At 44.2% G+C, this 13501-nt stretch carries 16 protein-coding genes; 5 read left to right on the top strand and 11 right to left on the bottom strand.

The window, feature by feature from the left end:
* Positions 1-3: 3 nt before the first annotated feature.
* The 11 genes from rpsS to QO187_RS12400 form a co-directional block, all read right to left on the bottom strand.
* Complete coding sequence (rpsS, locus tag QO187_RS12450; protein ID WP_010196682.1) at positions 4-279, bottom strand: 30S ribosomal protein S19; 276 nt, start codon at positions 277-279, stop codon at positions 4-6.
* A 12-nt stretch (positions 280-291) separates the two neighbouring features.
* Positions 292-1119: a 50S ribosomal protein L2 gene (rplB, locus tag QO187_RS12445; RefSeq protein ID WP_057758702.1), complete on the bottom strand. Its 828-nt coding sequence runs from the start codon at positions 1117-1119 to the stop codon at positions 292-294.
* 11 nt (positions 1120-1130) lie between these two features.
* Entirely contained in the window at positions 1131-1481 is a 351-nt protein-coding gene (gene rplW / locus QO187_RS12440) for a 50S ribosomal protein L23 (protein ID WP_057758700.1), read from the bottom strand.
* Entirely contained in the window at positions 1478-2080 is a 603-nt protein-coding gene (gene rplD, locus QO187_RS12435; protein WP_057758698.1) for a 50S ribosomal protein L4, read from the bottom strand. The genes rplW and rplD overlap by 4 nt, the downstream gene beginning before the upstream one ends.
* Positions 2081-2094: 14 nt before the next feature.
* Positions 2095-2733 carry a 50S ribosomal protein L3 gene (gene rplC, locus QO187_RS12430; protein ID WP_057758696.1) on the bottom strand — a complete coding sequence of 213 codons (639 nt, stop codon included), beginning with the start codon at positions 2731-2733 and terminating at the stop codon, positions 2095-2097.
* A 49-nt stretch (positions 2734-2782) separates the two neighbouring features.
* Positions 2783-3094, bottom strand: a complete 312-nt coding sequence (rpsJ, locus tag QO187_RS12425) for a 30S ribosomal protein S10 (RefSeq protein ID WP_010196670.1) — start codon at positions 3092-3094, stop codon at positions 2783-2785.
* Positions 3095-3504: 410 nt separating this feature from the next.
* Positions 3505-5106, bottom strand: a complete 1602-nt coding sequence (locus tag QO187_RS12420; RefSeq protein WP_102094166.1) for an Rne/Rng family ribonuclease — start codon at positions 5104-5106, stop codon at positions 3505-3507.
* A gap of 120 nt (positions 5107-5226) precedes the next feature.
* Positions 5227-5910: a nucleoside triphosphate pyrophosphatase gene (locus QO187_RS12415; protein WP_185156633.1), complete on the bottom strand. Its 684-nt coding sequence runs from the start codon at positions 5908-5910 to the stop codon at positions 5227-5229.
* A 105-nt stretch (positions 5911-6015) separates the two neighbouring features.
* Positions 6016-6501 (bottom strand): rod shape-determining protein MreD, encoded by a 486-nt coding sequence (gene mreD / locus QO187_RS12410; protein ID WP_101204871.1) that lies wholly within the window; start codon positions 6499-6501, stop codon positions 6016-6018.
* Between the two features lie 118 nt (positions 6502-6619).
* Positions 6620-7480, bottom strand: coding sequence for a rod shape-determining protein MreC (gene mreC, locus QO187_RS12405; protein ID WP_102094169.1), 861 nt, complete (start codon positions 7478-7480; stop codon positions 6620-6622).
* A gap of 313 nt (positions 7481-7793) precedes the next feature.
* Positions 7794-8822: a rod shape-determining protein gene (locus QO187_RS12400; protein WP_082624553.1), complete on the bottom strand. Its 1029-nt coding sequence runs from the start codon at positions 8820-8822 to the stop codon at positions 7794-7796.
* Between the two features lie 34 nt (positions 8823-8856).
* Between QO187_RS12400 and QO187_RS12395 the strand changes: the two genes are divergently transcribed.
* The 5 genes from QO187_RS12395 to QO187_RS12375 all read left to right on the top strand — a co-directional run bounded on the left by QO187_RS12395 (position 8857) and on the right by QO187_RS12375 (position 13430).
* Positions 8857-8985, top strand: coding sequence for a hypothetical protein (locus QO187_RS12395; protein ID WP_259358613.1), 129 nt, complete (start codon positions 8857-8859; stop codon positions 8983-8985).
* A gap of 528 nt (positions 8986-9513) precedes the next feature.
* Positions 9514-9828, top strand: a complete 315-nt coding sequence (gene gatC, locus QO187_RS12390; RefSeq protein ID WP_057758683.1) for an Asp-tRNA(Asn)/Glu-tRNA(Gln) amidotransferase subunit GatC — start codon at positions 9514-9516, stop codon at positions 9826-9828.
* Positions 9829-9909: 81 nt separating this feature from the next.
* Positions 9910-11406: an Asp-tRNA(Asn)/Glu-tRNA(Gln) amidotransferase subunit GatA gene (gene gatA / locus QO187_RS12385; protein ID WP_102094171.1), complete on the top strand. Its 1497-nt coding sequence runs from the start codon at positions 9910-9912 to the stop codon at positions 11404-11406.
* A complete protein-coding gene (gene gatB, locus QO187_RS12380; RefSeq protein ID WP_102094172.1) occupies positions 11406-12932 on the top strand; it encodes an Asp-tRNA(Asn)/Glu-tRNA(Gln) amidotransferase subunit GatB in 1527 nt (508 codons plus the stop codon). The genes gatA and gatB overlap by 1 nt, the downstream gene beginning before the upstream one ends.
* A gap of 198 nt (positions 12933-13130) precedes the next feature.
* Positions 13131-13430, top strand: a complete 300-nt coding sequence (locus QO187_RS12375) for a hypothetical protein (RefSeq protein WP_371548518.1) — start codon at positions 13131-13133, stop codon at positions 13428-13430.
* Positions 13431-13501: the final 71 nt, after the last annotated feature.

Below are 13501 nucleotides of genomic sequence, written 5' to 3'. Positions count from 1 at the left end.
ACCTTATCTCTTAGCTTTTTTGTCAATGCCGTGACCACGATACGTACGAGTCGGGGCAAATTCACCTAGTTTATGACCAACCATCTGCTCGCTCACGATAACCGGTACATGAGTACGGCCGTTGTGAACAGATAAAGTTAGGCCAACCATTTGTGGCAGAATCATCGAGCGGCGCGACCAAGTCTTAATTGGCTTGCGTGAGTTGGTGTCTAATGCATTCTCAACTTTAGCAAACAAGTGCGCGTCTATGAATGGACCTTTTTTCAATGAACGAGGCATGAAATTCTTCCTTTATTTCTTCTTGGCGCGACGGCGGATGATCATGTTGTCAGTACGCTTATTGTGACGCGTTTTAAGTCCTTTAGACTTCTGACCCCAAGGGCTGGTTGGATGGCGACCTTTGTTACGACCTTCACCACCACCGTGTGGGTGATCAACCGGGTTCATAGCGACACCACGAACAGAAGGACGAACACCACGCCAACGTGAAGCACCGGCTTTACCAAGTGATTTCAAGTTGTTTTCAGTGTTAGAAACTTCACCAATAACAGCGCGGCAATTTACGTGTACACGGCGAGTTTCGCCAGAACGCATACGTAGAATAGCATAAACACCGTCACGACCTAGTAACTGAACGCTAGCACCCGCAGAACGAGCCATCTGTGCACCTTTACCGATTTTAAGCTCGATATTGTGAATCACAGTACCCAATGGGATGTTTTTTAGCGGTAAGCAGTTACCTGGACGAATTGGAGAAGTCTCGCCTGACATTACTGTATCACCAACTACTTGTTTCTTAGCAGCGATAATGTAACGACGTTCGCCATCAGCATACTTAAGTAGAGCAATATGAGCAGTACGGTTAGGATCGTATTCAATACGCTCTACCGTTGCTGGGATATTGTCTTTAGTACGTTTGAAATCGATAATGCGATAATGTTGCTTATGACCACCGCCAATGTGACGAGTAGTAATGCGGCCATTATTGTTACGACCACCTGACTTGCTTTTTGATTCTAGAAGTGCTGCAAACGGACGACCTTTGTACAGGTGTGGATGCACTACTTTTTCAACAAAACGACGGCCTGGTGATGTTGGCTTTGCTCTTACGATAGGCATGAGTGTAATCCTTATTCGTTATTCGCTGTTTCACTAGTAGAATCAGTAGTATTCGCTACTTCTTCACCAGCATCAGCCATTTGTACATCTTGACCAGCTTTTAAGGTAACATAGGCTTTTTTGTAGTCGTTACGACGGCCGATGCTTTTACCAAAACGCTTTGTCTTACCTTTAACATTCAAAGTGTTTACTTTAGTAACTTCAACACCTTCAAACATCAACTCAACTGCTTTCTTGACTTCAAGCTTAGTAGCATTAGAATCAATTTTAAATACCTGCACACCAAGTGAGTCGCCAAGCATTTGAGATTTTTCTGAGAATACAGGCCCTCTTAAGACCTGATAAAGTCTTGCGTTATTCATGCTAGTGCTTCCTCAAATTGTTTCGCAGCTTCAACTGACATGATCACTTTATCAAATGCGATCAAGCTCACTGGGTCCACTTCATTTGTACCAAGTACATTGACGTGTGGAATGTTGCGAGCAGCTAAGTATAAGTTTTCATCAACTTCTTTAGTAACGATTAGTGCACGAGGTGCATTCAAATCGTTTAACTTAGCAATCAGTTCTTTGGTTTTCGGCCCAGAAACGCTCAACTCTTCTACCAAAATCAGACGCTCTTGACGAATCAATTCTGCTAGGATGCACTGCATCGCACCGCGATACATTTTACGGTTTACTTTCTGTGACCAATCTTGTGGTTTTGCAGCGAATGCACGACCACCTGAACGCCAGATTGGGCTACGAATAGAACCCGCACGAGCGCGACCAGTACCTTTTTGGCGCCATGGCTTAATACCACCGCCAGAAACTTCGGCACGTGTTTTTTGTGCGCGTGTACCTTGGCGAGCACCAGCTAAATAAGCGGTGACGACTTGATGCACTAGTGCTTCGTTGAATTCACGACCAAATGCCGTATCAGAAAGCTCAACCGCCGCACCTGTAACTGTTTTTAAATCCACGTTAATCCCCTTGCTTAGGCTTTGACTGACGGACGTACGATAACATCGCCACCGGTGGCACCTGGGATAGCACCCTTGATGACAAGTAACCCTTTTTCGGCATCAACCGAAATCACTTCTAGGCCCTGAACGGTAACACGTTTGTTACCCATCTGACCCGCCATCTTCTTGCCTTTGAATACTTTACCTGGTGACTGGTTTTGACCAGTTGAACCATGCGCACGATGAGACACTGAGTTACCATGAGTAGCATCTTGCATACTAAAGTTGTGACGCTTAACAGGGCCTTGGAAACCTTTACCTTTGCTCTGTCCTGTCACATCAACCATCTGACCTTGTTCGAACAAGTCAGCTAGAATCTCGCCACCAATCTCACGACCTTCAAGATCGCTTTCGTTGGCACGGAATTCCCAAACACCACGGCCAGCTTTAACACCAGCTTTAGCGAAGTGACCCTTTTGTGCAGCTGTTACGCGGCTGTCACGACGAGTACCTGTGGTAATTTGGATGGCTTGATAACCATCTACATCAGTATTTTTTACTTGAGTAATGCGGTTTGCATCGACCTCAACAACTGTTACAGGGATAGATGCGCCTGTTTCAGTGAAGACACGGGTCATGCCGCACTTTTTACCGACTAAACCGATCGCCATTTTAGACCTCTTTATATCTTATATTAATGGGTTGGGTGTTTAATGTGCATTAACCCAAAGCAATTTGAACGTCAACACCCGCCGCTAAATCTAATTTCATTAGCGCATCCACAGTTTTGTCAGTTGGCTGAACGATATCAACCATACGCTTATGAGTACGGATTTCGTACTGGTCACGAGCATCTTTGTTAACGTGTGGTGAGGTTAGAACGTTGAAGCGCTCAATGCGAGTCGGCAACGGTACAGGACCACAAACTTGCGCACCGGTGCGCTTTGCAGTATCAACAATCTCTTGTGCAGATTGATCAATCAGACGATGATCAAAAGACTTAAGACGGATACGGATTCTCTGGTTAGCCATGCCAGCAAGCTCCTAATATGTGCCTTTGTCATTCTTGCGTCGCAAGACCATGATCAAAAGCAGTTTGGTTAAATATTCACTTAAAGCGGCCTTCTGTTCTTAACCAGAATGAGTTCTTTATCCGAACTTATAGCGTGCCAAAAGTAAAATAGTTTAAAGCCCCGCCAACCCTCCTATTAATTGGAAAGTAGCAAAGGCATAATGAAATAGTGCTAGAAACGATGCTCTAGCTGTCATAGCGCCAGCTTTTTTTATTCAGCTGCGCATATATAATTCAGTGGTGTATATTATACATAGTATTTTAGGTATTGCAAGAGCAATCTCTAGTATCATTAGAGATGCTCCTTTTTATACTGGCTACTAATCACACAAATATTTTCATCTAAAATTATTATTTGTTTTAAATAATATTAATCTAAAACAATATCATACTGCTCTTGGGTATATAAATTCTCTACATCAAAAGTAATGACCCTACCCAGTAGATACTCTAAATCAGCCACTGTGTCTGACTCTGTCGTAAGCAGTAAGTCAATGACTGCCGCATGAGCCACCACTGTGAACTTTTTGGGAGAATTATAAGTGCGGGCGCAGCGCATAATCTCGCGGAAAATCTCAAAGCAAACCGTCTCTGCGGTTTTGACGAACCCACGACCTTGACAAGTCGAGCACGGCTCACAAAGTTGTTGACCCAATGACTCACGCGTGCGCTTGCGTGTCATCTCTACTAAGCCAAGCTCACTAACCTGCGTAATCTTGGTTTTTGCATAATCTTGAGTAAGCTGCGCCTGCAAGCTCTCTAGCACGTCATCTTTATGCTGTTGCTCAAGCATATCAATAAAATCTAGAATAATAATGCCGCCTAGATTACGTAGTCGTAGCTGACGGGCGATAGCATGTGTGGCTTCTAGATTGGTTTTATAAACCGTATCCTCTAATGAGCGACCGCCTACAAAAGAGCCTGTATTGACATCAATCGTGGTCATAGCTTCGGTTTGATCAATAATCAGATAACCGCCAGACTTGAGATCGACACGGCGCTTTAGCGCATCACGTAAGTCGTCTTCGACACGGTGTACATCAAACAATGACTGCTCAGCGGTGTAATGCACGATACGATCATAGACAAATGGAACAAACTCTTTGGCGAAATATCTGACTTGCTCATAAATCTGCGTATTATCAATAATAACTTTTTCGGTATCAGCGTGAACCAAGTCACGGATAGAACGTAATGGTAATGACAGTTCTTGATAGATCAGCTCTGAGCTCTGATGATGATTAATCTCTTGGCGACGAGCACAGATAGTACGCCATAGCTGCAATAGATAATAGATGTCCTCTTCTAGCTTATCGACAGGCACACGCTCAGCAGCGGTGCGGGCAATCAGTCCACCCTTTAGATTGACCGTTTGCATTAGGCTACTAAGCTCAGTCTTTAATCGGCTACGCTCTTCTTCGCCATCAATACGCTGCGATATGCCAATATGATCACTCGATGGTAAATATACTAAATAACGTGATGGTAGTGAGATGTTGGTCGTTAGACGAGCACCTTTGCTCCCCAACTGGTCTTTGGTTACCTGTACCAAAATACGCTGACTTTCATGCAGACGATGCTGAATCAATGTTTTAGACGCTGGTACGATCTCTGTACTTTGTGCACTGACAATAGGCGGTGTCACAGCCAAGCTATCAGCAGAAGCGTTGGCAGTGGCATCGTCCTCATTTATCTCGTGCTTAGTGGCCTTAGCCGCTTTGTTTTTTTCTGCAACGGGGCGTGGTTCACGCTGCATATCATTAACATGTAGAAATGCGGTCCGTGACTGACCAATATCTACGAAGGCTGCCTGCATACCAGGAAGGACACGTACGACCGTCCCTAGATAGATATTGCCGACCAACCCCAGTTTGTGATGTCGTTCAATATAAATCTCGCCCAAAATACCATTGTCTAAAACCGCAACACGGGATTCCATTGGACTAATATTAATCAGCAGCTCTTCGGACATAGTTTTTTCTCTTATCTCTCAGCTTTCTTATTAGACGGTCATCGCCTATTAGATTGACAGTGTAACAAATGCGACTTGCTCTTGCCCATTACCCTACCGTGTCATTATGTGCATATCCCATTATAACGGGTTGACTGTGTCCATACTGCCTTCTGTCATTTCTTTGATTAGTGCCAGTGTTTGTGCCAGTGGCAGACCAACGACATTGGTATAGCTGCCGTTGATACGACTGACCCACGCAGCTCCCAGTCCTTGAATGCCATATCCACCAGCTTTATCAGCGGGTTCGCCACTATCCCAGTAGTCGCTCATCATTTGTGTCGTCATTGGTATAAAGGTCACTTCCGTACGCTCAGTGATTCGCTTCTGGTTAATAATTTGCAAGGAATGTATAGGTTCTGATGGGCTTGGTTTTGCTTTAGGCAATAGCTGTACTTGAGTCGCTTGAACGGCAGTCCATACTTCGTGAACGTTATCAGACATACGCTGCCACATACTATATGCGTGCTCGCGATCGATAGGTTTGACCAATACTGTCTTACCATCTGACAGCACGCCAATAGTATCAGAGGTCAGAATAATAAACGGTGAGGTAAGGCTATCGTGATCCGCTTGAGAGGTATCGCTTAATTGTTGTATCGCAGCATCGGCTTTGGTTTCGACCATGCGTTCGATATAGTCTGTCGGCGACTCATTATCTAACGGCGTCTCATCAATATCCACTCTCAAGATAGTAAAGTTTAGTTGCGCTCTTTCTAGTAGCTCACGACGACGCGGAGAGCCAGATGCCAAAACGATATCCATCGATATTCTCTTCATTTATAAATTTATGATGTGTGTGGTCATACAGTATTGTGGGCCGAGCAAGCTAAGCTATTAATCAGAATAACAGCTATAACTAGCGATTCATTAACGCGAAAACTTGCGTAAAGCAAACAGCACGAGTGGCCAGCTGAGGATACTCATAAACAGTGATAAAGCAGACTGAGCGACAAAGACGTTTTGAATAAACATCTGTAGTATCCATAGATTTAACTGAAAGACAATCAGCCCTAGACTAGCAATTAACCACGCGCTAACGGTATTCAACTGTCTGACGTAGATACTGGTAATTTTGATAACCAGTGCAACCACAACGGCGGCGAACGCTTGCTGACCTAAATGCGTATCCATCAATAAATCAGCAATCAGTCCAACCGTAAATGCGGTAAAAATGCCGACATAGCGCGGCTGAAACAGCAACCAATAAATCAGCACCATGATCATGACCATGGGACGCAGTGTGGCCATGCTTGGGCTTAATGGATAGACATTGAGTGATGATGCAGCGATGAAACTCAGAACAATCACAACTATCAATAGTACCGTGGCATTCTCAGAATCAGGATACGACATGGGTACTTACCTTAGCGAGTGTTTGGTGGTTGCTGTGATATTGTTGATTGGATATTGGCAAGGTGAATACCATAAATGGAAAGCTTTAAAACGTTAATACTGTGGCTTACGTCGTTATCTATGGAGCAATAGCAGTAGCATTGTTCTCATTTAACAGCTTGTCTTGAAGTATTAAAACATAGGCATTGTCAATAAAGTTAGCTGCTGGAGTAACTTCGATCGTTCTAAAGTTGTCGGTTTGCTCATCTTTGACATGCGCGATACGCCCTACTCGATAGCCTGCCGGAATACGACCGCCGAGTCCTGACGACACTAGCTCATCACCTACTCGCACATCCGATGTTTTGAAGACGTAATTGAGACTCAATGAAGATGGGATACCTTGGCCTGTGACGATAGCACGCTGACCAGTACGCTTAACAGTAACCGCAACTGACTGCTGCTCATCTGTAATCAACAACAAACGGCTAGTATTGGGATAGACGTTAATGATCTGTCCTAACACACCGTCTTCATCGATGACCGTTTGCCCAACTTGTACGCCATCTTGCTCACCTTTATTAAGCACGACAATCTGTCTGAGCAAATTGGTATCTGTACCGATGACTTGCGCCAAATTAAGATCGAACTGCTCAGGCTTGGTGGTAGATAAGATACCTTGCAGGCGTGCGTTCTGCGCCAAAATATAATCTTGCTGTTGTAGCTTGGCATGCGCGTGTATCAATTGCGACTTTAGCTGCATATTTTCGCGACGCAGTGCTTCTTTTGATTGCAGACTACCACTAGCCCAATGCTTAGCATAGCTTGGTAATAAAGACAGCTCATAGATTGGCTGCATGGCGGCATGACTGGTGCTACGTACAGGCTTAAACCAATCAGAGTTTTTGCTATCAAACCACATCAAGATTAAGGCTGCTATCAATACGATAACAGTCTTACGAAGTGATAACGGCTGGCGCGCAAAAATACTTGGAGTCATAAGTCGTCTGATTTAAGGATTCTAAAATGAACAATAGCACTTATTTACAGCATGAGTGTTTATCGAGGATATTGGGTTCTAGCACAAATGAATGCAATTAAAGGTAGCACAATCGGCTACCTTTAATTTTATATATAGTCAATCTTCTATAGATTGGATACGGTGTCAGTCTCGCTCAGCCTACTACTTGTAGTACTTTCGCTTGCCTTCCTTGTATCCAAATTATATTAAACCGACTATATTCATAGTTTCATCATTCACATAAATCATCATATATTACCAAGACTATAGGGCAATTAAAGATAAAGATGACTTAAACAAAAATCATGTTTAAACTTTTGTTATTGATGAAATCAAGTGCGATACCACCACCGCGACTAACGCAGGTTAGTGGGTCTTCTGCTACCGTCACTGGCAAACCAGTCTCTTGTGAGATAAGTTTGTCTAAGTCACGTAATAGTGCGCCGCCACCTGTCAATACAATGCCACGCTCAGCGATATCAGATGACAACTCTGGCGGAGTCTGCTCAAGTGCTACTTTTACAGCGCTAACAATACCGCTCAATGGATCAGTCAATGCTTTTTGCACTTCTTCTGAGTTGACAGTAAAGGTCTTTGGCACACCTTCTGCCATGCTACGACCGCGAACTTCTACTTCTAGTTGGCTGTCTTCATTCAATGCAGAGCCGACTTCTTTTTTGATGCGCTCAGCGGTTGTCTCACCGATGACACAACCATGCGTACGGCGTACATGAGTGATGATCGCTTCATCAAACATATCACCACCGATACGAATCGACTCAGCATATACGCAACCAGACAGGGCGATAACAGCAATCTCAGTTGTACCACCACCAATATCCACAACCATAGAACCACTGGCTTCATGAACTGGCATACCAGCACCGATAGCCGCAGCCATCGGCTCTTCTAGTAATAGTACTTTGCTCGCACCTGCTGATGATACTGCCTCACGAATCGCCTTGCGCTCAACTAGAGTAGACTTGCATGGCACACAAACCACGACGTTAGGCTGTGCCATAAAACGCTTGGCTTTTACTTTAGCGATAAAGTGCTTAAGCATTTTTTGCGTCACTTCAAAATCAGCAATCACACCGTCTTTTAACGGGCGAATCGCTGTGATGTTCGCAGGCGTACGACCTAGCATCTGCTTGGCATCGATACCAACAGCGGCGACGGTCGGGTTTTGAGTACGATTGCTTCGTAACGCGACCACCGTAGGCTCGTCAAGCACGACGCCTTTATTAGGAATAAAAATTAGGGTGTTCGCAGTACCGAGGTCGATAGCGATATTATTTGATAAAAATCCAAACAGGTTCATGACTAATATATCCAGCGTCTTACGAATGAGGCGAATGAGATTGACTGAGGTGTTACTCGTCAGTGTTGAGCAGGTCGTCGTTAAACATTACTTATGGCAACAGTTAATCATCCCAACAAGTCAAAATCCAAACAATAATGATGAAATGAAAAAACTGAGCTAAATTATACCGATTTAGCTCAAAAAAAACATAGATATTTGCATCAGTAAGTAAGGATTTTTGTCTTAGACGCCAAAAGTTGTTACAAAGTTTGAAATAGTAGTAAATATCATTCAACTCAATGAAACATCATTTAATCTGATAACTAACAAGGCTCTACAGGCAGATGAATGTTTTGCTTAATAGCAGATGCATACTGTAACGTATTTTAGAAGCTAATTGGAGAGCAATTGAGGAACAATGATGAATTAGGGGGTCAGTTTTGCAATTCTCTGTAAATCATTGTGTCTTAATTGGCATTATGGCTCGGCTAGCACCATATCTTATTTAATATTACGTCTTTATCAATTCAGCCTCTTGGTTGAGATTGTGCATCAATCAAGCGTCATACTCTGTAAACTTGAGTCAGATGCTTTATAATAAGCCCACTTACTATTTGTTTCTATTTTAATTGTTTCTATTTTAACGCTTACGTATTTTCCTTTTCGTAATCAATTACTCTAACAAAAACTGTCCTTAACTGGAGAAACTATGTCTCAGCAGCCAGCAACGTCTGACAGCAACGTCAGCCGTGAAGAAATCCTAGAAGTTGCCAACCTTGCCCGCTTAGGTGTCGATGAAAGTACAGCCGATAGCTATGCTGATGATATCAGTAAAGTATTAAAACTGATGAATACGCTATCTAACGTTGATACCACAGACATCAAGCCACTAGCCAATATCCATGAAGCTTGCCAAGAGTTGCGTGCTGATGTGGCAAAACACGACATCAATCGTGAGCGTAATCAGTCAGTCGCACCTGCCGTAGAAGAAGGCTTATATCTAGTGCCTCAGGTGATTGAATAATAGTGGCTGAATAATATAATCACGCATTTGCCATTATCTCATTTTATTTTATGCTATTAACATTTTGACGGACGACACCTTATGTCTGAACTTCATTTATTAAGTACCGAGCAGCTCATTACTGGCTTGCAAAACAAACAATTTAGCAGCGCAGAATTAACTGAACACTACATCAAGCGTATAGACGCGCTAGACGGCAAAATTAACAGCTTTATCACTCATACTTCTGAGACAGCACGCGCACAAGCAAAAGCGGCAGACGAGATGCGTGCTCAGGGCGATCAGCGTCCGCTACTTGGTGTACCAATGGCGCACAAAGATATCTTTTGTACCCAAGGCGTACTGACCACTTGTGGCTCAAAGATGCTACATAACTTTGTCTCACCATATGACGCGACTATCGTTTCTAACATCGATAAAGCTGGCATGATCAGCTTAGGTAAGCTCAATATGGACGAGTTTGCGATGGGCTCAGACAACAGTAGCTCTTACTACGGCACCGTACAGAACCCTTGGAACCTAGAGCGCGTCCCTGGTGGCTCGTCAGGTGGTAGTGCTGCCGCCGTTGCCGCAGGTTTTGTCCCTGTTGCGACTGGTAGTGATACGGGTGGCTCTATTCGTCAGCCCGCCTCATTCTGTGGCCTAACAGGTATCAAGCCGACTTATGGACGTGTATCACGCTTTGGTATGATTGCCTATGCCTCAAGTTTGGATCAAGCTGGTAGCATGGGACGCAGCGCGAAAGATTGCGCTTATCTACTCCAGCCAATGATTGGTCACGATCCACGCGATGCCACTTCGATCAAATATGACATGCCTAACTACGTACAAGACATCAATGATGCAGAGGCCGCTGCTGGTGATAAGCCATTTGACGGTCTTCGTATTGGTGTGGCTAAAGAATACTTCAGTACAGGGCTTGATAGCGAAGTCGAGCAAGCAGCACGTGCTGCGCTCAAGAAATACGAAGAATTAGGCGCAACGATTGTAGAAGTAAACATCACTGATCCTGAGATCACACTTGCCACTTACTACATGCTAGCACCTGCTGAAGCATCATCGAACCTATCACGCTTCGATGGCGTACGCTTTGGCTATCGCTGTGAAAACCCAACGGATCTGATCGATCTATACACGCGCTCACGCTCTGAAGGCTTTGGCCCTGAAGTACAGCGCCGTATCTTGACAGGGACTTATGCGCTATCGGCTGGTTATTTCGATGCTTACTATACCAAAGCACAGAAAATTCGCCGCTTAATCGTTAAAGACTTCGATGAAGCCTTTGCTAGCTGCGATGTGATTGCTAGCCCAACCGCACCGACGGCAGCTTACAAGCTTACTGACAACCTTGATCCTGCAACGATGTATTTAGGTGACGTTTATACCATCGCGGTCAACCTAGCAGGTCTACCTGCCCTCAGTCAGCCAGTTGGTTTGACGACTGAAGGCCTACCTATTGGCTTGCAATTAATCGGTAAGCACTGGCAAGAGAGTCAACTGCTCACGACTGCGCATCTGTTCCAGCAGCATACTGATCATCACCTACAACACTCTACCATCGCAAAGGAGACGGTATAATGAGTACAGTTACTACTGATAACAATGCCGTCCGTGAACACGCCGTGCGTAAAGAGCTATTTGTCGATGGCTATGAAGTGGTCATCGGTATCGAGATTCACTGCCAGCTAAATACGGAAAGTAAGATCTTCTCAAGTGCGCCGACTGATTTTGGTCATGAGCCAAACAGCCAAGCTAGCATCGTCGATTTGGGTTTGCCTGGCGTATTACCAGTGCTAAATGCTGGTGTGGTCGATCGCGCGCTAAAATTCGGCATCGGCGTCAATGCTGAGTTAGGTCTATTTAATACGTTTGACCGCAAAAACTACTTCTACCCTGATTTGCCTAAGGGCTATCAAATCACCCAGATGGCCAATCCTATCGTAGGCGTTGGCTACATCGATGTCGTGGTAAATGAGGGCGAAAAGAACGAATACCCTAAACGTATGGGTATCACCCGCGCGCATCTAGAAGAAGATGCTGGTAAATCTGTACATGACGCTGTCGATGGTATGACGGGTGTGGATTTGAACCGTGCTGGTACGCCACTGATCGAAATCGTCTCTGAGCCAGACATGCGCTCAGCCCACGAAGCACTTGCCTATATTAAAGCCATTCATCAGCTAGTTACTTGGCTAGGTATCTCAGACGCAGTAATGGCTGAAGGCTCATTCCGCTGTGACTGTAACGTCTCTGTGCGCAAGCCAGGTGCTGATCTCGGTACGCGTACTGAGCTAAAGAACCTAAACTCGTTCCGCTTTATCGAACGTGCTATCAATCGTGAAATCGAACGTCAAATCGATATCTTGGAAGACGGTGGCAAAGTCGTTCAAGCGACGATGCTATATGATCCAGAGCGTGACGAAACGCGTACCATGCGTACCAAAGAAGACGCCAACGACTATCGCTACTTCCCTGATCCTGACCTGCTACCTGTCCGTATCGAGCAGCATACGGTTGATGCGATCAAAGCAGCGATGCCAGAGCTACCAGTTGCTCGTCGCGCACGCTTTGAAGAAGCGCTTGGTCTGTCAGAATATGACGCTCGTATCTTGACTGGCAGTCGTCAAATTGCTGACTATTTCGAAGATGTGGTGGCTGAAATCGGTCAACAAGATGCTAAAATGGCTGGCAACTGGGTCATGGGCGATTTGCTTGGCGCCCTTAACAAAGATGACACCGATATCATCGACTCTCCTATCAGTGCCAAACAATTGGCTGGCATGCTCAAGCGTATCAAAGATGACACGCTATCTGGCAAACTGGCTAAGAAAGTCTTTAGTGCTCTATACGAGCGCGAAGGCGGCGATGGCGATGATGCAGCAGATAAAATCATCAAAGACAAAGGCCTCAAGCAAGAGACCGATACTGGTGCTATCAAAGCGATGGTCGAAGAAGTCATCGCAAAAAATGAAGCGATGGTCGAAGAATATCGCGGCGGTAAAGAAAAAGCCTTTAACGGTCTGGTCGGTCAGGTCATGAAAGCCAGTCGCGGCAGTGCTAACCCACAGCAAGTGAACCAAATTCTAAAAGAGCTTTTGGGTTAATTTTGTAATAAGAGCCCGTTGCTTGTACTTTTATATGAAAAGTTACTATTCATTAATAAAAGTACAAGTAACTCATAAGAGGAACTCTCTTACTATGCTTGCGATGAATTTATATTAGCATTTTGATTTATACATTCTAGATACTTCATAAGCTTTTCAAATATTTCCACTTTATACATAGCTTTAGGAAAATTTTAAATGATCAATAAGTATAGCCTGAGCAAGAATGTCACGTCTATACAGTGTTTGGATTCCTTGAATTTGCAAGAAAATATGATCATTCGATATTTTAATTCTGCTTTGTTTGATAAAGGTGCGGCAGAATTAAATATTATTATTGCAAATGAATTCGATGTGCGTTTGACTTTAAATGAGGGAGAACATACCTCTGATTTGTTACAGCGTGCTAGAGAAGTTATGTCTCAAATAGTAGAGATGGATTTAGAGGCACACGAAAATCAGCAAAATACGATTGAAAAGTATCAGCCGTACATATAGTCACCTGACCACAAAAATGTTATAAAATAAATCAACTAAACGATTACCAGTATAAATGACCATGACTTACT

It is taken from the genome of Psychrobacter sp. Arc9 (assembly GCF_041431295.1).
In the GTDB taxonomy this organism is placed as follows: domain Bacteria; phylum Pseudomonadota; class Gammaproteobacteria; order Pseudomonadales; family Moraxellaceae; genus Psychrobacter.
The sequence above is the reverse complement of the archived record's forward strand: the minus strand, read 5'-3'. Positions and strand labels throughout refer to the sequence as shown.